This window comes from Rhizobacter sp. (assembly GCA_021153565.1).
Taxonomy (GTDB): Bacteria; Pseudomonadota; Gammaproteobacteria; order Burkholderiales; family Burkholderiaceae_C; genus Albitalea.
Map to the genome: position 1 here is coordinate 1 of JAJKJU010000032.1, position 18321 is coordinate 18321.

Here is an 18321-nt window from a genome sequence, read left to right on the forward strand (position 1 = left end):
CAAGACGACGATCTACGGCGGGTCGAACGAGGTTCAGCGGAACATCGTGTCGCAGGTCGTGCTGGGCAGCTGACTGAAAGAGGAAAGACCATGGACTTCAACTTCAGCGACGACCAGGACATGCTGCGCGACTCCGTTCGCAAGTGGGTCGACAAGCGTTATGGCTTCGAGCGCCGCAAGACCCTTGTGAAAGCAGGCGGGTTCTCACGCGATGCCTGGCGCGAAATCGCTGGCCTGGGCCTCACCGGTCTGTACGTTCCAGAGGCGCACGGCGGCATGGGCTTCGGCCCCGTCGACGCGATGGTGGTGATGGAAGAACTGGGCCGGGGCCTGGTGCTCGAGCCATTCACGCAGGGCGCGCTGATCGCCGGCGGTGTGCTCGCAGGTGATGCCCCCGAGGCCGTGCAGTCTGCATGGCTGCCGAAGATCGCATCCGGCGACGCCGTCATCGTGCTCGCGCAACAAGAACGTGCGGCCCGCTATCGGCTGAATCATGTCGTCACCGCGGCCAAGCAATCCGGCACTGACTGGACCATCACAGGCGAGAAGAGCATCGTGCCGGCCGGTGACAAAGCAGATGCCTTCATCGTGCCGGCGCGCGTCTTCGGCGCGGTCGACGATGCGCAGGGCATTGCCCTCTTCCTCGTCGAGCGCAATGCGAACGGCGTAAACACCCGCGGGTATTCAACGCAGGACGGCGGCCGGGCGGCGGAGGTCACCTTCAACAACGCCAGCGCCACGTTGATTGCCGATGCCGGCAAGGGTTTCGCCGCGATCGAGCGCGCCGTCGACATCGGCATTGCAGCAACCTGCGCCGAAGCCGTCGGCGTGATGGACAAGCTCGTCGCGGTGACGATCGAGTACATGAACACTCGCAAGCAGTTTGGCGTGGCCATCGCCACCTTCCAGGCGCTGCGCCACCGCATCGCCGACGTGAAGATGCAACTCGAACTCGGCCGCTCTATGAGCTACTTTGCGAGCCTGAAGCTGAACGAGCCCGAGGATCAACGCCGTCGTGCGCTGGCGCAAGCCAAGTTTCAGCTCGGCACGTCGATGCGCTATGTCGGCCAGCAGTGCATCCAGTTGCACGGCGGCATCGGTGTGACGGACGAGTACATCGCTGGCCACTACTTCAAGCGCCTCACGGTGCTCGAGATGAGCTACGGAGACTCCATGCATCATCTGGGCGAGGTATCGGCACGCATGCAGGACACGGCGTGGGTGTTCGCTTAGGACATGGCACTCGACAAGGTCGACCTGCCCTGTGCCAAGGACTTCGCCGGCACCGAACAACGACCTGAGAGGCTGAGAGTATTTCGATCATGCCCGCTCATCACGCCAAAAGGCCCCTGCTCGTCGTTGCAAATGCTCGCCATAGCGGGTGCGATTCAAACTGATGTGTACGCTTCAGGTTGCGGACACCGATTTCCGTTCAGGCTGAGGTATCGAAGCCCCATCCCGACGCTCCAAAAGCCCTTCGATACCTCAGGGCGAACGGGTATCGAGACTTCACATCAGTTTGAATCGCACCCCGCCATAGCACGAGCTCTGGCTGCGCTTCCTAGATCAGGCGCCTTTTGACGTGCTGCTCGGACACGCTCGACTCTCAGCCTCTGACAACAATTCACATCCGGATAACGACTGATGTTCGAACGCCTCTCTCGCCGCGCCGTATTGCTGGCAGTTGCAGCCGCCTCGCTGCTGGCCGCTTGCGGCACGACGCCTTTGCCCGCACCAGACTCCTTTCCGCCCATCGTGTTCGTGCACGGCAATGGCGACACCTCTGGCGTGTGGATGACGACGATCTGGCGATTTGAAAGCAATGGCTGGCCGCGGGAGCGGCTTCACGCCATCGATCTGCCCTACCCGCTTGCGCGCGACGACGACGGTAAATTGCAGGACGGGCGCAGCTCGACGTCCGAGCAGAGGCAGTTCCTGTCCGCCGAGGTCGACAGGGTGATGAAGGCAACCGGCGCGCGCAGGGTCGTGCTGGTGGGTAACGCGCGCGGGGGCAATGCGATTCGCAACTACATCGCCAACGGCGGCGGCACGAAGAACGTGTCGCATGCGATTCTGGGCGGCACATCGAATCACGGCATCTGGGCGGATGCGAAGCGCAACCCGGGCAGCGAATTCAACGGAGCCGGCCCCTTCCTCACGGCATTGAATTCGCCCAAGGGTGCCGAAGGCCACGAGGTCACCCCTGGCGTGAAGTGGATGACCATCCGATCCGACAACAACGACAAGTATGCGCAACCCGACGGCATGTGGATCGGCGCCAAAGGCACGCCCACCAACATCACCTCGGATGGGCCCGCGCTCAAGGGCGCGGACAACGTCGTCATCCCCGGCATCGATCACCGCGAAACCTCGTTCAGTCCGCAAGCGTTTTTGGCGATGTTCCGCTTCATCACCGGACGTTCGCCAGCCACCCTGACGATCACGCCCGAAACGAACGTGATGCTCAACGGCAAGGTGTCGGGGCTCGGCTTGAACAACGATGCCGGCAGGGGGAGCTACGCCAACAACGTGCCGCTCGCGGGCGCGACGCTGGAGGTTTTCGCCACCAATGAGCAAGGCGAACGAAGTGGTCCAGCGGTCCACCGCAAGACCATCGGTGCGGATGGCATGTGGGGGCCATTCAACGCCAGTGGCCGCACGAGCTATGAGTTCGTCGTGAGTGCACCCGGCTTTGCGACGACCCACATCTACCGCTCGCCATTTCCGCGCTCGTCGAACATCGTGAACCTTCGGGCGGAGCGCATCGCGGACGCGGATCGCGATGCGAATTCGGTGGTGGCCTTGACTCGGCCACGAGGCTACTTCGGCATTCCTCGCGATCAGATCAGCCTGGATGGAAAGAGCCCGCCCGAGGGAGTGCCTGCGGGGGTGGCGAGCGTGTCGACGGTGAAGCTCAAGGTGCTAGCTGCCGCTAACCGGCCAATCGTGGGCGAGTTCAATGGCGAACGCGTGGCTGGCAAGACTTGGCCGGCAGCGGACAATCACGTGGTGTTCCTGGAACTGCACTATTGATGGGAAGGGCACTTCGACAAAGCCCCTCCATCCCTCTCAATGAAACTCTCGCAAATCCTCTTCTCCCAAGGCTTCGGCGCACGCCGCGAATGCGAAGGCCTGATCGTGTCGGGCCATGTCAAGATCGCCGGCAAGGTCGTCGACAACCCCTTCGAAGACCTCGAGCCTGAAGGTCTCGTCTTCACCGTGCGCGCAGAGTCTTGGCCTTATCACGCCAAGGCCCTGCTCATGATGAACAAGCCCAAGGGCCATGAGTGCTCGCAAAAGCCCAAGCATCATCCGAGCGTCTACAGTCTTTTGCCACCGCCGCTGCGCATCCGCGACGTGCAAAGCGTTGGCCGGCTCGACGAGGACACGACCGGCTTGCTGGTCTTCACCGACGACGGCGCGCTCATCCACCGTTGGACTTCGCCCAAAAAGCACGTGCCCAAGGTGTATGAAGTTGGCTGCAAGCATCCCGTCACGCCCGAACAAGTTGACAAGCTGCTGGCCGGCGTGAAGCTTGTCGACGACCCGGCGACGGTGGCTGCGGCCGCGGCCGAAATCACCGGCGAGCGGCCTGACGGACTTCATGGCCTCAGGCTCACGCTCACCGACGGCAAATATCATCAGGTCAAGCGCATGCTGGCTGCCGTTAGCAATCGCGTCGAGGCCCTGCATCGAAGCGGCTTCGGAGCGCTCGCGCTGCCTGCCGACCTTGCACCCGGCCAATGGCGCTGGCTGCCAGGCCCGCAGGCCGTGACGCCCGTGGCGGCCACCGCCACCACGACCGCATAATCGAAAGCATGCAGGTCTTTCGCGGCTTTCATCATCCGGGCATTGCGCCCGCCTGCGCCCTCACCATCGGCAACTTCGACGGCGTTCATCGCGGCCACCAGGCCATGCTCGCGCTCTTGCGCAATGAAGCACAGCATCGCGGCCTGCCGTCGTGCGTGATGACCTTCGAGCCGCAGCCGCGCGACCATTTTGCGAGGCTTGCCGGCAAGCCGGAATTGGCCCCGGCACGCATCGCCACCTTGCGTGACAAGCTGAGCGAGCTGGAAAGCGTGGGCATCGACCAGGTGGTCGTACTGCGCTTCGACCAGGCCTTGTCGTCGCTGTCCCCGCAGACCTTCATCGACCAAGTGCTGATCGAAGGCGTGCACGCCAGATACGTTCTCGTCGGCGATGACTTCCGCTTCGGGGCCAAGCGGGCCGGCGACTACGCCATGCTCGATGCTGCCGGAGGCGCCGCCGACTTCGACGTCGCGCGCATGATGAGCTACGAGGTGCACGGCCTGCGCGTGTCGAGCTCCGCCGTTCGCGAGGCACTGGCCGCTGGCGACATGGGCCGCGCGGCGACCCTGCTTGGCCGGCCCTACAGCATCAGCGGCCACGTCGTGCATGGCCGCAAGCTGGGGCGCGAGCTGGGTTTTCGAACCTTGAACCTGAACTTCCATCATCCAAAGCCTGCGGCCATGGGCATCTTCGTCGTGCGGGTGTTCGGCTTGGGCGACGGCCCGCTGCAAGGCGTGGCGAGCCTGGGGGTGCGGCCGACGGTAGAAGATGCAGGGCGCGTGTTGCTCGAGACGCATTGCCTCGAATGGCCAGCGGCCATGGGAATCGATGACGGGTACGGCCAATGCGTGCGCGTGGAGCTGCTGCACAAGCTGCACGACGAGCTGCGCTACGAGTCGATGGATGCCTTGCGCGAAGGGATCGGGAAGGATGAGGCAGACGCCCGGCGGTGGTTCAGGGAATTTTCGTAGGGTGGGCAAAGCGTAGCGTGCCCACGCGGTTGTGAATGAAATCAGCTCGACGGTCCGCGTGGGCACGCTACGCTTTGCCCACCCTACGAATAAAAAAACCGCCAGGCGATGCCGGCGTTCGGGCGTTCAAGCCCCATTGCTTCACTACCCTCCGGCAGGGGCAGCCAGTCAGCCCCTCTGGGATATGCGACCAAGTGAGTCCCCTCTCCCTCTGGGTTGGGGTGAGGGATTTCCCCAAAAAAAACACACTCATCTCCATCAAGGTAGCCCGACGGCCTCCACCATCGCGCACAACTGCTCGACCCGTCCCCGCCCACTCGTTTGGCGATGAAGAAGGTGGGATTTGGAGCGGCGCGCGTCACGCTACTTGTCGCCTCATTCATGCGGCCAGGGGCTGAGTACCAACGCACGAAGCCAGCTGCCCAGGCGCGAGCGGCATCGAGGTCGGCGAGACCATGCACATGGTCAAGAAGGGGCAACTCGATTGCCCCAAAGGCGAAGCCTTGTCCGCTGCTGACCAGTTCTACTGGCTCGCCATCTGACCTTCAAATTCGGTGCCGGGCTTCGCCTGGCCCGACGCCCTTATTGCGAGAGCCAGACAAACTCCCAACACTCTCAGTGCGAACTGAAAATGGGAGCGGCCAGTCTGGCTATTGCACGGATCGTCGGGTCACCCAAACTGATCGCGGCGGTGACGAGCCTGTCGCACTGGGCCTCGTGCAGATGCGCCACTCCCGCGCCCAGCCCGCCTATCGCATCAGCTTTCAAATAGTCGCTCTTGAAGCCGAGGATGGCGACGACGATGTCCTCGTGCATGGAATTTCTCAGATGCGCCATTGCCGCGCCCAGCCCTTTTATCGCACGAACCTTGTCGAGGCCGTCGTCGAGGAGGCCGAGGGTCGCGGCGACGAGCCTCCCGCGCTGGGAATCGTCCAGATGCGCCGCTCCCGCGCCCAGCCCTTCTATCGCAATAGCCTTGTCGAATTCCGTGTAGCTGTCGCTGAGGCCGGCGACGACGAGGCACTCGCGCTCGGATTTGCTCAGGTGCTCCACTCCCGAGCCCAGACCGGCTATCGCATAGGCCTGAAAGAGCTTATTGCCCAGGTCGCCCAGGTCCATCGTGGCGTCGACAAGGTCCTTGCGCTGGGTCTTGTTCAGATGCTCCAATCCATGGCCCAGTCCGGCTATCGCATTACTCTTGGCGCTGAGATTGCCGAAGTTGATGGTGGCGTCCACGAGAAGATCGCGCTGGTCCAGGTTCAGATGCGCCATGACCGCGCTCAGCCCGACGATCGCTGTAGCCTTGTCGATATCCTCGTCGAGGCTGAGGGCAGCGGTGACGAGGCCCTCGCGCTGCTCGTCGTCCAGATGCGCCATTCCTGCGCCAAGACCGGCAATCGCTTCGGCCTTGTTTTCGCCATTGGTGAGGCTGATGGCGGCGGCGACGAGGCGCTCGCGCTGCTCGCCGTTCAGATGCGCCATTCCTACGCTAAGACCGGCAATCGCTTCGGCCTTGGCACGACCGGTGAGGCTGGTGGCGGCGGCGACGAGGCGCTCGCGCTGGTCATCGTTCATATGCGCCAAGCCCGCGCTCAGCTTAACTATCGCAGCGGACCTCTGGCGTCCTTCCATGTCGATAGTGGCGGCGAGGAGTCTGTCGCGCTGGATCACATCCAAATGCGCTCCGGCGCCCAGCACGCCGATTGACTCGGCTTTGTAGCTGGAGAAGCTGGACTCATCGGTGTTCGCGATGGCGGAGTCGATAAGGCGATTGCGCTGGTCGTCGTCCAAATGGGCTACTCTTTTGCTAAGCTCTAATATCGCAATCGACTTTTGTTCGCCATTGTCGAGGCCGATCGCGGCGGACACGAGGCGTTCTTTCTCGTGCTGGCTTAATAGTCCGAGCACGGCTGCATACTTCTTAACACGGGCTGCGGTGAGTTCGCTGCAGTTGCGGACATGACGTTCAGCGGCTTTCATCAGGCTGGTCAACAGTCGGTATGGTCGGTATTCGGGGCGGGAGCCGACTCCCTGAACTAACGTTCGTAGAGCCTTAGACGTCCCCGACAGGGCCATCAGACTTCGGGCCATCGAAACTGGGTCGCTTGGCGAGTCGCCGAGGAGCAAGTGGTCGAGGATCTTCTCCTGAGCGTCCTTTGCGAGCATTTCAAATGGTGCTTTTCCTCCTCGTGGCGCGATGTTGTCCGATGACGATGTCCTCGCTATCAATTCGAACGGCCCGGAAAGACCGCTTTCTCGGTCTGGTCGTGATTCCGGTGTGGGATCGCCTTGCTGGCCCGCCTCGGGGGTTGGCGAATGCTGCGTAGGCGTGACTGACCTCGAAAACGAGTAATCCATGCTGATCTCTGCTTGAACTTGATGTGAACGGAGGAATGACCGGCCAGATTGGACCCTTCTCCGGCACATACCATGGCGTTCAACCGAAGTGCTGTTCGAGTGGACGAAGAACAGCGCCACTACACCTTCAAAGCTTGAAGCAATCGCAAGCATCTGTTGAATAGGGGTAGGGAACGGCGCTTGCCATCCCCTCCGCATCGACCAGGTGGTGTACTGCGCTTCGACCACGCCTTGTCGTCGCTGTCCCCGCAGACCTTCATCGACCAAGTGCTGATCGAGGGCGTGCACGCCAGATACGTGCTCGTCGGCGATGACTTCCGCTTCGGGGCCAAGCGGGCCGGCGACTACGCCATGCTCGATGCTCCCGGAGGCGCCGCCGGCTTCGACGTCGCGCGCATGATGAGCTACGAGGTGCACGGCCTGCGCGTGTCGAGCTCGGCCGTTCGCGAGGCACTGGCCGCTGGCGACATGGGCCGCGCGGCGACCGAATGCGTGCGCGTGGAGTTGCTGCACAAGCTGCACGACGAGCTGCGCTACGAGTCGATGGATGCCTTGCGCGAAGGGATTGCAAAGGACGAGGCCGACGCGCGGCGGTGGCTCAGGGAATTTTCGTAGAGTGGCAAAGCGTAGCGTGCCCACCCTACGAATCAAAACGCCAGGCGATGCCGGCGTTCAAGCCCCATTGCTTCACTACCCTCCGGCAGGAGGCAGCCATGATCACATGGGATGGGGCAAGTAGGCAGCCTCTCAGTCACGTCGAACTTCTTGCCACGCTTTCGCTATACCGACGCTGCCTTGACGGCTGACTTGGTGTGGTTGATCGGCGTCGCTTTCGCGCCCTCGTGGTACTTGCGCATCTAACTCAGCCGTTGTCGTGAAAGCGCAGCAGCGCATCTAGTTCATCGGGTGGCAGCGTCTGCAGCCACTGCTGCACCTGCGGGTTTGTTTGCAGATTGCCGCCGTCGGTGACGTAGGTGGCGAGCTGCCCGGCATCCAGGCGCAACGCACGTGCTGTATCAGCGACGCTCTCAGGCGCGCCATGTTGGCGCCCTGCACGAAGTCTAGACATCGCCGCGATCAAGACATCGATGGGCGGTGCTACTGGCATTGCCTCTGCAGGCTGCGATGCCACCACCGCAGTGGCTTCTTCGGCCAGGAAGCGCTGGAACATCACTTCTGAGTTGGCCGCCAGGTGCAGCAGCAGCGCATTTTCTTCATCGGCATATTTCGCTTGGACCCGCAGCGCCTGCGCGGCATACTCCGCCTGGCCGTCAAGATCCCTGGGCACATCAAGATCGAAGAAGGGATCATCATCCTGCCTGACCTTCAAGTCTGTGAATTCCTGTGCATGTAGCGCCTTCATGCCAGCACGCCATGTCTGATGGTTCAGCAGGAACTTGTCCCGCTCTTGACCGTCGTTTGCCTGAGCTTCTACCTTCAGTGCCAGCATGCCCAGCTGGTCTTGCGTCAACACGCTGCACCTGCGGTATCTCATCGCGGATGTTGTGCTATTCGGCAGATCAAGCCGCTGGCGTAGGTCGACCTTGGCATGAACCATGGTTTCCAGTGGTTCATTGGTGAGCGCGTTTCGCTCCAACGTTGGCAAGTCGGAACGCTGGAGTTGGGTGTGTATGAAGCGGTGCACTGCACTTTCGAGCAGCGATAACCGGAACAGCGAACCTGCCCAATCGTTGAGCTGCTTCGCGTTCACTTCGCCACTCTCCACGGCCTGCGCCATCCGATGGTTGTCCACGGCCAGCAGTATTTTGGAGAAGCCTTCGGCCAAGTTGTCACCGCAACTGCCTAGCGCGTGTTCCGCAAGCGAGAATACCTGGCTTCGCATGGCGGCATTATTCGCGATGGCCTGAATCACGAACGACACCTGCGCCGCCGTCTGCTCAGGGGGCGTTGACGTGCCTTGCGGTTCCCGTCCGCGCAGACGCGCGAGCAGGCGAGCGAATGACGGCGCATTGTCTTCTTCATTGAAGGCATGCACGGATTCGATTGGCTTGCCGCCCAGGCGGACCCAGGCTTGGATCTCGCTGCCCAAGGCGTCGTGCTGCTGATGGAGATCAGCATCAAATCCGTCGATCTCGTCGTCCGGAACGAGGCTATCGAACCAAATTAGATCCATCAATTCATTTATCACCCGGTCACAGGCCGGACTCTGCAAACGGCGGCTTGAGAGCCCGTCGTGTAGATTGGGCTGCGGGCCCATTAGTAAAACCAGTTCGCGCGTCACTTGCAGGACGACGGATTCCAGGTTCGGGTGTTGGACAACGAGGTCCACCACCCTGAAGACGTCCGCTGGCTGTGGCTGGCCGTGAATGTCCAATGCGGCCATGAGATTCTCCGACAGCTGAGTAACGAACTCTGCCGGTAATGCCTCTGCAGGCTGCGATGCCACCACCTCAGCAGCCTCGGTCACGAAGCGCTGGAATATCACTTCGGAGTCGGCTTCGCCGATTGCCGGTGAGGCCGGCACGGGTTGCGTGGGTGCGGCACCGCGTGGGGGGCGTGACGCTGATTCAGCCTCCATCTCGTCGGATATGGCACGCCGCGGTGGTGACTGCGGCACCATTGCTTCGAATGCCCCCGCAGTTGGAGGCCGCACACGCCTTGACTCGGCGCTGTGCGGGTCCAAGTCATTCGGTTCGGGACTGATCTCACGTGGCCTTGATGTGCCTGCGTTGCGTATTGGATCCATTTCCAGATTCTCATGGCAGGCGGCACTAGTCTGTCATTCAATGCGAAGTCATGGAGGTTTACGCGAAGGGCGGCTCTGTCGTGCAACAAGGCGGCGACCCGGTGCATGCGATCTTGGCAATGGCACGACCGACGCCACTGCTGAGAGCGGGCGGAGTGGAGCGACCGGCTCACCAACCTGGAGTTGGCGAACTCCCATCCGGCTTTGTCGGTGTGGGCCATGGCTTGCATGGACGGTGTGCTGTATCACCTCAACGATCTGCGGCTGGCGGTCGAGGACGGCAGCGCCGAGCGTGCCGCGCGCCACGCGGCGCTGCCGCATGCCGTGCAATGGCTGTGCCAGTAACACGCGGTTCAACCTTCGTCGAGCACGCGGCGTGGGCAGGCGCAGCACACGTATGGCGCAACTCGGCCGACGTGAATCTCCCTGTCCTGCAAGAGTCGGGCTTCTTCACCGGAAGATCGTCCTCAGCCACGGCCGCGCCGGGAGCCAGTAGCATCACCAAAGCCCAGGCGGGCCGGCAAGCTTTGAGCATGTGACAAGCCGACCGGAGCGGCCGGTAGAATCGGTGCGATGCCATCGTATCCCGCGCGCTCGACCACGTCGCATTGGCACAGTGCCACGAGCCGGCAGACCACGCGCGATCGAATTTGACGCGGCTTCTCGCGGATTTCTTGCCGTCCGCACGCGTCGCCCCTTCATGCCGAACGCGGCCTCTTCCCTCGCCGGACTTTGACCTCCGGTGTCCCGCCCAGGCGGGAGTGACCTCCTTTCGAGAACGAAGCATGTCCACCGAACAGACCACCACCGCCACACCCGCTGCCGCGACCGACTACCGGGCCACGCTCAACCTGCCCGACACCCCGTTCCCCATGCGCGGCGATTTGCCCAAGCGCGAGCCGGGCTGGGTCAAGGAATGGGACGAGAAGGGCATCTACAAGAAGCTGCGCGACGCACGTCACAACGCGCCCAAGTTCGTGCTGCACGATGGCCCACCCTACGCCAACGGCCAGTTGCACATGGGGCACGCCGTCAACAAGATCCTCAAGGACATGATCGTCAAGGCACGGCAGTTGAAGGGCATGGATGCCCTCTACGTGCCGGGCTGGGACTGCCACGGCCTTCCCATCGAGAACCAGATCGAAAAAACCTTCGGCCGCGCCCTCTCGCGCGACGAAGTGCAGGCCAAGAGCCGCGCGTACGCCACCGAGCAGATCGCCCAGCAGATGGCCGACTTCAAGCGACTGGGCGTGCTGGGCGATTGGGACCATCCCTATCGCACCATGGACTTTGGGAACGAAGCAGGAGAGGTCCGTGCGCTGAAGAAAATCATCGAGCGCGGCTTCGTCTACCGCGGGCTGAAGCCCGTTTACTGGTGCTTCGACTGCGGCTCGTCGTTGGCCGAGTTTGAAATCGAGTATGCGGACAAAGGCTCGCAGACGCTGGATGTGGGCTTTCTATGCGCCGAGCCCGACCAGCTCGCAGAAGCCTTCAGCTTGCCATCACTCGAGAAAGATGCCTTCATCCTCATCTGGACAACCACCGCCTGGACCATCCCGGCCAACCAGGCACTGAACCTGAACCCCGAGCTCGAATACTCGCTCGTGGACACTGAGCACGGCCTGCTGGTGCTCGCATCGGCACTGGTCGACAAATGCCTGGAGCGCTACGGCATGCCGGGCACCGTCATCGGCACAGCGCCTGGCAAGGCGCTGGACGGCATCAATTTCCGCCATCCGCTCGCCCACGTGCACGAGGGCTACAACCGCCTGAGCCCCGTCTACCTCGCCGACTACGCGACGGCCGAGGACGGAACGGGCATCGTCCACTCCTCGCCCGCCTATGGCATGGATGACTTCAACTCCTGCCGCGCCCATGGCATGACGGTCGACGAGATCTTGAACCCGGTGCAGGGAAACGGTTCGTACGACCCCGCCTTGCCACTCTTCGGCGGGCAGAACATCTGGAAGGCGACACCCGTCATCATTGACACGCTGCGCGACGCGGGGCGGCTGTTCGCGACCTCGAAGCTCGTGCACAGCTACCCACATTGCTGGCGCCACAAGACGCCGGTGATCTATCGGGCGGCTGCCCAGTGGTTCATTCGCATGGATGAAGGCGAAGGCGTGTTCACGGTCGACAAGGCGCATGAGTCCTTGCGTGCCACGGCGCTCAAGGCCATCGACGCGACGAGCTTTTACCCCGAGAACGGCCGCGCCCGACTGCGGGACATGATCGCCAACCGGCCCGATTGGTGCATCAGCCGCCAGCGCAACTGGGGCGTTCCGCTGCCCTTCTTCCTGCACAAGGATTCGGGCGAACTGCATCCGAATACGCTTGAATTCATCGACCGCGCTGCGGCGCTGATTGAGAAGGGCGGCGTCGAGGCATGGTCCAAGCTAGATCCGACCGAATGGTTGGGCGCGCAGGCTGAGCAATACACGAAGAGCAACGATATCCTCGACGTGTGGTTCGACTCAGGGTCGACCTTCTTCCATGTGCTGGGCGGGTCTCACGCTGGCCAGAGCCACGAGCAAGGTCCCGAGGCCGACCTCTACCTGGAAGGCCACGACCAGCACCGCGGCTGGTTCCATTCTTCGCTGCTGATTGCTTGCGCACTCGAAGGCCGCGCTCCATACCGTGGCCTTCTGACCCACGGCTTTACCGTGGACAGCCAGGGCCGCAAGATGAGCAAGAGTCTCAAGAACGGCATCGAGCCGCAGGAGGTGAGCAGCAAGCTGGGGGCGGAGATCATTCGTCTGTGGGTGGCAGCCAGCGACTATTCGGGCGACATCGCGGGTGACGACAAGATCCTTGCGCGCGTGGTCGACGCGTACCGCCGCATCCGCAACACGCTGCGGTTCATGCTCGCGAACACGTCTGATTTCGACCCGGCCAACGACGCGGTGCCGCTCGAAAGCATGCTCGAGATCGACCGCTATGCGCTCGCTCGCGCAGGGCAATTCCAGGCCGAAGTACTCGAACATTTCGAGGTCTATGAGTTCCATCCCGTGGTGGCGAAGCTGCAGGTGTATTGCAGCGAAGACCTGGGCGCGTTCTACCTCGACATCCTGAAAGACCGCCTCTACACGACTGCCCCGAAGTCCCTCGCGCGCCGCTCGGCGCAGACTACCCTTTGGCACATCACGAACGCCATGCTGCGCTGGATGGCGCCTTTCTTGAGCTTCACTGCTGAAGAAGCCTGGAAAGTCTTCGCACCAGGGAAATCGGTATCGATCTTCACCGAGACCTACAGCGACGCGAGCGATTGGAACAACCCCAAGCTGCTCGACAAGTGGACCTTCATCCGGCAAGTGCGCGACCTCGTGAACAAGGACATCGAGACCCTTCGCACCGAAGGCAAGGTCGGATCGTCCCTGCAAGCGGAAATCGAGATCACGGCCAACGCGACCGACTACGAACTGCTCGCATCGCTTGGCGACGACCTGAAGTTCGTGACGATCACATCCAAGGCCGAGGTGGTCAATGGCGCAGAGCTGAAGGTCAAAGTGCAACCCTCGACCGCGAAGAAGTGCGAGCGCTGCTGGCACTGGCGCGATGACGTCGGCCAGGATGCGGCACATCCGACGATCTGCGGTCGGTGCGCGAGCAATTTGTTCGGCAAAGGTGAATCGCGACACGTCGCCTGAAAATGCGTCACTTGGCAAGACGCCCTCCGAACCATTCAACGCGCTGATATTGCATCCCGAAACGCTTCCTCCTCATCCCTCCTCCCATGGCTCGGCATCGCCTTTATCGTCATCTTGGCCGACCAGTTCACCAAGACGCTGATCCTTGGGGACTTTCATGTCGGCGACAGCCGCTACGTGAACTCGCTGCTGAACGTCGTCCGGCATCACAACCCTGGCGCGGCGTTTTCCTTTCTCGCGAACGGGACGGGGTGGCAGCGCTGGTTCTTCACGGGGCTCGGGCTGGTGGCGACGGTGTTCATCGTATGGATGCTCAAGCGCCATGGCGGGCAGCGCCTGTTCAGTTGGGCACTGTCGTTGATCTTGGGTGGCGCACTCGGCAACGTCATTGACAGACTGCTGCACGGCTACGTGGTGGACTTCATCCAGGTCCATTACCGCGACTCGTATTTCCCAAGCTTCAATGTCGCCGACAGCGCGATCACGATCGGAGCGGCGTTTTTGATCCTGGACGAACTGCTTCGCGTGCGGCGCGGCTGAGAGGCTGAGAGGCTGAGAGGCTGAGAGGCTGAGAGTATGTTCGAACGTGTCCGAGCAGCACGTCAAAAGGCGCCTGATCTCCTCTGACGCGAAACGTCAACATTTCGATGCCCGGACGACATCCGTGATTCGGGCTTTCACCTACGCCGGCCTCGGATTGCCCCCGAGGCGATGACGCCATGAGCCTGCCAGGGCGCATTGGTTACATATCGCGTCATGCATGAAGGGCGGGCAGGATTAGATTCGTCGCCTTTGCTACCAATGAATTAGCACGCTAAAGGCGTGATTTCCGCACCACCACGCAAGCACCGGCGATGTCACAGTGAGATACCTTAGTTTCACTTTGGCAGGTTGCGATGAAGTCCCTTCGCTTACCCCCGATTCTTGCTGCCACCCTGCTCACGGCCATGAGCATCGCCACCACGGCGCCGGCGCGAGCCCAGAGTGCCATCGTCGCGACGGTGTCGAATGCCGAGACTGCCAAGGCCTACAAGGTGGACGCGGCACGCCACGTCTACAAGTCCTACCCGGACAAGATCTACAAAGGCAAGCTGCCCGCTCTGGTTCATGCCATCGTCGTGCTCGAAGTGAGCGTCGACGCCCATGGCAATGTGCAGGGCATCACCACCATCCGCGTGCCGACGCATGCGCCGGACGTGACGGTGGCCGTCAAGGACATGATCCAGCGCTCGTCGCCCATGCCCGCACCTGCCCGCATGGGTGCGACCAAGTTCACCGAAGTCTGGCTCGTGGATAAGAGTGGCCGCTTCCAGCTCGACACGCTGACCGAAGGCCAGTACTGAATAACGAGTAACACCGCGCGCCCAGCGCGGGCTTTTCGTTTCTTGCGGGTTGGGGGACGACCCGCCACGGGGATAGACTCGCAAGCCATAGCCGCAGCCCATGCGGCACAGCCGTCCCGAGGATTCCCTGCCCCATGTACGCGCGCTTTTTCGGCTTGAAGCGAGAGCCCTTTTCGATCGCGCCCGACCCGCGCTACCTCTTCATGAGCGATCGGCACCGCGAGGCCCTCGCGCACTTGCTGTATGGCGTGAAGGGCGGCGGCGGTTTCGTCTTGCTGACCGGTGAGATCGGCGCAGGCAAAACCACCGTGTGCCGCTGCTTCCTGGAACAGATTCCGCCGCGTTGCAACGTCGCCTATATCTTCAACCCCAAGCTCACAGTCGACGAGTTGCTGAAGTCGGTGTGCGACGAGTTCCGCATTCCATGCCACCACGACGGACCGGGTGTCGCCACCGTCAAAGAGTACGTGGACGCGCTCAATGAGTTCCTGCTCAAGACGCATGCGGTCGGGCAGAACAACGTGCTCATCATCGATGAAGCGCAGAACCTGTCGGCCAGCGTGCTGGAGCAACTGCGCCTGCTCACCAATCTGGAAACCAACGAGCGCAAGCTGCTGCAGATCATCTTGATCGGACAGCCCGAACTGCGCGCGCTGCTGGCTCGCCCAGAGCTTGAACAACTGGCGCAGCGGGTGATTGCGCGCTTCCACCTTGAGGCTTTGTCGGCGCCGGAAACGAGGAAGTACATCCGCCACCGGCTCGCAATCTCGGGCATGACGCGCGCCGTTCCTTTCGACGCGAAAGCAATGACGCGCATCTACGAACTGTCTCGTGGCGTGCCCAGTCGCATCAACCTGCTGTGCGACCGGGCCTTGCTCGGCGCATACGCGAACTCACGGCCGAGCGTAGACCGAGCGATGGTAGACAAGGCGGCGCACGAAGTGTTCGGCCATGCGGCCGACGGCGTTCCCAGCCCGTGGACGACGAAGCGCATCGCCATTGCCGGCGGCGGTGTTGCGGCGTGCGTGGCGCTGCTCGGTCTGGGCACGGTGGCAATGGAGTCGCGGCACGCAACGGCACCCGTGGTCGCCACAGCAAAGCCGGCCAGCGGTGCTTCGACATGGGTCGCCGCGGCCAGCGCCACAGAGCCTGCCAAGCTCGTGGCGGCAGTGCCCGCCTCTTCGGCCGCATCGGGCATCATCGTCGCCAGCAGCGTCAAGACCACCCTGCACACCGAGCAAGAGGCTTGGCGCGAACTCGCGCAGTCGTGGAACCTCAAGCTGCCCGAAGGCGATCCGTGCCTGGCGGCGGAACGCGAACACGTGCAGTGCTTCAAGATCGCCAACAGCAACCTCGCGCTGATCCGGCAACTGGCGCGACCGGGCATTGTCAGCTTGCGGGACGAGAGCAATAAGCCAGGTTACGCCTTGCTCACCGGGCTCACCGCACAACACGCCACTCTGCACGCGGGCGGTGTCTCGCAAATGGTGTCGCTTGCCACCCTGGCCTCGGCCTGGAAAGGCGACTTCGCGACCTACTTCCGCGTGCCGCCGGGCTACGTCAACAAGGTCGTCGACAGCGAGACCGGCCCGATGGCCGAATGGCTGACGGCGCAACTCGCGAAGGTGGATGGAAGCACGACGACTTCGGGCACTGGCGCGCTTCGATCGCGCGTCTACGCCTTCCAGCTCGCCCAGGGCCTCAAGGCCGATGGCCTGGCCGGGCCCACCACCTTCATGCAGCTCAACCGCGCGATGGGCATCGCCGAGCCGCGCCTGCAAACCGAGAGATAAGGCGTCACGTGTCATACATCCTCGATGCACTCCGACGGGCCGATGCCGAGCGCGAACGCGGGTCGGTGCCAAGTCTTCATGCGCAGTCGACACCGCCGACATCCTCGGACAGCCCGCCGCTCGTTGTTGGCAAGCCGATGTTGTGGGCAGTGGCCGGACTGTCGCTTGCGCTGCTGGCATCGATCGCCTGGCAATTCCTGGGGCGTGAGCCAGCAAGTGGTGCGGCGGACGCGAACGTTGCGGCACAGGCACCACAAGTCAGCCCGGCGATGCAACAGACGACCACGACGCTGCCCGCAGCCCCTGCCCCTGCCCCATCGGCACCCGTTCAGACCGATCGCATTTCGCTACCGCCGGTTCCTGCAGCGGCTCCTGCGCCCTTGCCTGCGGTGAAGCACGCCCCCGCACCAACCACCGTGGCAGCTGCACCTGCGGCATCCGCTGGCACCCGCATCCCGACGCAAGACGAGCTTCCCGCGGACATTCGCGCTCAGGTGCCGAAGTTGGTCGTCGGCGGTTCGATCTATTCCGAAAGTGCGGCGAGCCGCTTCCTCATCCTGAACGGGCAGATCGTTCACGAGAACGAAAAGGTGATGCCCGAACTTGTACTCGAGCAGATCAAGCTCAAGTCCGCGGTGCTGCGCTACAGGAACCAGCGCTTCACGATCAGCTATTGAGCTGAGAGGCTGAGAGTATTTCGAGCGTGTCCGCTCATCACGTCAAAAGACCCTGCTCGTCGTTGCAAATGCTCACATAGCCCGGGCTATGGCTGCGCTTTGCGCCTAGATCAGGCGCCTTTTGACGTGATGAGCGGACACGCTCGAATACTCCCGCTTCGCGCCGCACCTCGCGATTCGTCACGCATGACTCGGGGTCGATGTGGATCGCTACTCCTTCATCGCAGTGGACTTTCACCACCTGCTCCTTGCCGGTCTCCCGGCGCACTCTAAACCGATCTCTCGTCGGAAAGCGTCCACGATCACTGAAATACGCAGTCCTAAAACGCACGACCAACAAGGCGCCCCCTACAACTACCGGCGTGGCGGCCCGGATGGTACGAATGCTTTTGCTGCGGCATTCAGGGTCGATGCATTAGGAGCCGTCTGCCCGGGTGGTACGAATTCTTTTGCTGCGGCACTCAGCGTCGATGCAATAGAAGCCGTCTGTGCCGGGCTCTGAGCGACGACCAGACGCCCAGAATTGACCTTGCCATGGCTGAACCCTTGCACGGCAGTCCACCCTTTTGTCAGCATACGCTGCGCAATGGCGTCCTTGATCACATCGTCGCCGTGCTGGCCCACGACGAACTTCGTCGTACAGCTGAGATTGCCCAGATCCAGGTGATGGTCGAACAGCACTTGCGCCATGTCTGCCGACACCCCACCCGCACGGCCCCCCACAGGCGAAGTCACCAGAAGGCTGTTGAGATGGAAGTCAAGGCTGTTGGCGCCTTTGTCATACCCAAGCGATGGATGGAACACGTCATCGGACACTGCCTCTTTAAGCAACCGCCTTGCATCCGCGGAATGGCCACCCCTCACGCATGCTGAGATCAGGGCGTTGTACGTGATGACGTTGGGGATGATGCCAGCGGCGCGCATGTCATCGAAAATCTTCAGCGCCAGCTCGGCCTGCCCGGCTTTCTCGCACGCCGAGATCAGGGCGCTGTACGTGATGACGTTGGGGATG

Annotated in this window: 13 protein-coding genes and 2 pseudogenes; 12 read left to right on the top strand and 3 right to left on the bottom strand. The window is 62.3% G+C overall.

All coding sequences use genetic code 11. From position 1 onward, the window contains the following. The first annotated feature begins 90 nt into the window (after positions 1-90). The 5 genes and pseudogenes from AC30NL_RS02370 to AC30NL_RS02390 all read left to right on the top strand — a co-directional run. Positions 91-1233: an acyl-CoA dehydrogenase family protein gene (locus tag AC30NL_RS02370; protein WP_489462410.1), complete on the top strand. Its 1143-nt coding sequence runs from the start codon at positions 91-93 to the stop codon at positions 1231-1233. A 411-nt stretch (positions 1234-1644) separates the two neighbouring features. After that, positions 1645-3033, top strand: coding sequence for an alpha/beta fold hydrolase (locus AC30NL_RS02375; protein WP_489462411.1), 1389 nt, complete (start codon positions 1645-1647; stop codon positions 3031-3033). A 39-nt stretch (positions 3034-3072) separates the two neighbouring features. Further along, the gene (locus AC30NL_RS02380) at positions 3073-3810 is read left to right on the top strand and encodes a pseudouridine synthase (protein WP_489462412.1); all 738 of its coding nucleotides are present in this window, start codon (positions 3073-3075) and stop codon (positions 3808-3810) included. Between the two features lie 8 nt (positions 3811-3818). Beyond that, the gene (locus AC30NL_RS02385; RefSeq protein ID WP_489462413.1) at positions 3819-4781 is read left to right on the top strand and encodes a bifunctional riboflavin kinase/FAD synthetase; all 963 of its coding nucleotides are present in this window, start codon (positions 3819-3821) and stop codon (positions 4779-4781) included. Positions 4782-5230: 449 nt separating this feature from the next. After that, positions 5231-5323, top strand: a pseudogene (locus AC30NL_RS02390) (IS6 family transposase); the annotation flags it as partial. A 73-nt stretch (positions 5324-5396) separates the two neighbouring features. On the opposite strand, the gene AC30NL_RS02395 reads toward AC30NL_RS02390, so the two are convergent. Continuing rightward, positions 5397-7292 (bottom strand): hypothetical protein, encoded by a 1896-nt coding sequence (locus tag AC30NL_RS02395; protein WP_489462414.1) that lies wholly within the window; start codon positions 7290-7292, stop codon positions 5397-5399. 57 nt (positions 7293-7349) lie between these two features. Here AC30NL_RS02395 and AC30NL_RS02400 point away from each other — a divergent pair. Continuing rightward, positions 7350-7754, top strand: a pseudogene (locus AC30NL_RS02400) (riboflavin kinase); the annotation flags it as partial. A 247-nt stretch (positions 7755-8001) separates the two neighbouring features. On the opposite strand, the gene AC30NL_RS02405 reads toward AC30NL_RS02400, so the two are convergent. Then, positions 8002-9624: an NEL-type E3 ubiquitin ligase domain-containing protein gene (locus tag AC30NL_RS02405; protein ID WP_489462415.1), complete on the bottom strand. Its 1623-nt coding sequence runs from the start codon at positions 9622-9624 to the stop codon at positions 8002-8004. 441 nt (positions 9625-10065) lie between these two features. On the opposite strand from AC30NL_RS02405, the gene AC30NL_RS02410 reads away from it, so the two are divergent. From AC30NL_RS02410 to AC30NL_RS02435, 6 genes are all read left to right on the top strand, one after another. After that, on the top strand, positions 10066-10191 hold the full coding sequence (locus tag AC30NL_RS02410) for a hypothetical protein (protein WP_489462416.1): 126 nt from the start codon (positions 10066-10068) through the stop codon (positions 10189-10191). Positions 10192-10631: 440 nt separating this feature from the next. Then, positions 10632-13496 (top strand): isoleucine--tRNA ligase, encoded by a 2865-nt coding sequence (gene ileS, locus AC30NL_RS02415; protein ID WP_489462417.1) that lies wholly within the window; start codon positions 10632-10634, stop codon positions 13494-13496. Positions 13497-13544: 48 nt separating this feature from the next. Beyond that, positions 13545-14036, top strand: a complete 492-nt coding sequence (lspA, locus tag AC30NL_RS02420; protein WP_489462422.1) for a signal peptidase II — start codon at positions 13545-13547, stop codon at positions 14034-14036. 356 nt (positions 14037-14392) lie between these two features. Next, positions 14393-14839: a hypothetical protein gene (locus tag AC30NL_RS02425; RefSeq protein ID WP_489462418.1), complete on the top strand. Its 447-nt coding sequence runs from the start codon at positions 14393-14395 to the stop codon at positions 14837-14839. Positions 14840-14973: 134 nt separating this feature from the next. Continuing rightward, a complete protein-coding gene (locus tag AC30NL_RS02430; RefSeq protein WP_489462419.1) occupies positions 14974-16632 on the top strand; it encodes an AAA family ATPase in 1659 nt (552 codons plus the stop codon). 8 nt (positions 16633-16640) lie between these two features. Continuing rightward, positions 16641-17309 carry a general secretion pathway protein GspB gene (locus tag AC30NL_RS02435; RefSeq protein WP_489462420.1) on the top strand — a complete coding sequence of 223 codons (669 nt, stop codon included), beginning with the start codon at positions 16641-16643 and terminating at the stop codon, positions 17307-17309. Between the two features lie 354 nt (positions 17310-17663). Here AC30NL_RS02435 and AC30NL_RS02440 read toward each other — a convergent pair. Then, the coding region (locus AC30NL_RS02440) for a pentatricopeptide repeat-containing protein (RefSeq protein WP_489462421.1) at positions 17664-18321 on the bottom strand (658 nt) is incomplete at its 5' end.

Excerpts from the sequence above, each read along its gene's own strand:
- AC30NL_RS02370 (WP_489462410.1), top strand. The coding sequence starts at position 91 with ATGGACTTCAACTTCAGCGACGACCAGGACATGCTGCGCGACTCCGTT.
- AC30NL_RS02375 (WP_489462411.1), top strand. The coding sequence starts at position 1,645 with ATGTTCGAACGCCTCTCTCGCCGCGCCGTATTGCTGGCAGTTGCAGCC.
- AC30NL_RS02380 (WP_489462412.1), top strand. The coding sequence starts at position 3,073 with ATGAAACTCTCGCAAATCCTCTTCTCCCAAGGCTTCGGCGCACGCCGC.
- AC30NL_RS02385 (WP_489462413.1), top strand. The coding sequence starts at position 3,819 with ATGCAGGTCTTTCGCGGCTTTCATCATCCGGGCATTGCGCCCGCCTGC.
- AC30NL_RS02395 (WP_489462414.1), bottom strand. The coding sequence starts at position 7,292 with ATGCTTGCGATTGCTTCAAGCTTTGAAGGTGTAGTGGCGCTGTTCTTC.
- AC30NL_RS02410 (WP_489462416.1), top strand. The coding sequence starts at position 10,066 with ATGGCTTGCATGGACGGTGTGCTGTATCACCTCAACGATCTGCGGCTG.
- ileS (WP_489462417.1), top strand. The coding sequence starts at position 10,632 with ATGTCCACCGAACAGACCACCACCGCCACACCCGCTGCCGCGACCGAC.
- AC30NL_RS02425 (WP_489462418.1), top strand. The coding sequence starts at position 14,393 with ATGAAGTCCCTTCGCTTACCCCCGATTCTTGCTGCCACCCTGCTCACG.
- AC30NL_RS02430 (WP_489462419.1), top strand. The coding sequence starts at position 14,974 with ATGTACGCGCGCTTTTTCGGCTTGAAGCGAGAGCCCTTTTCGATCGCG.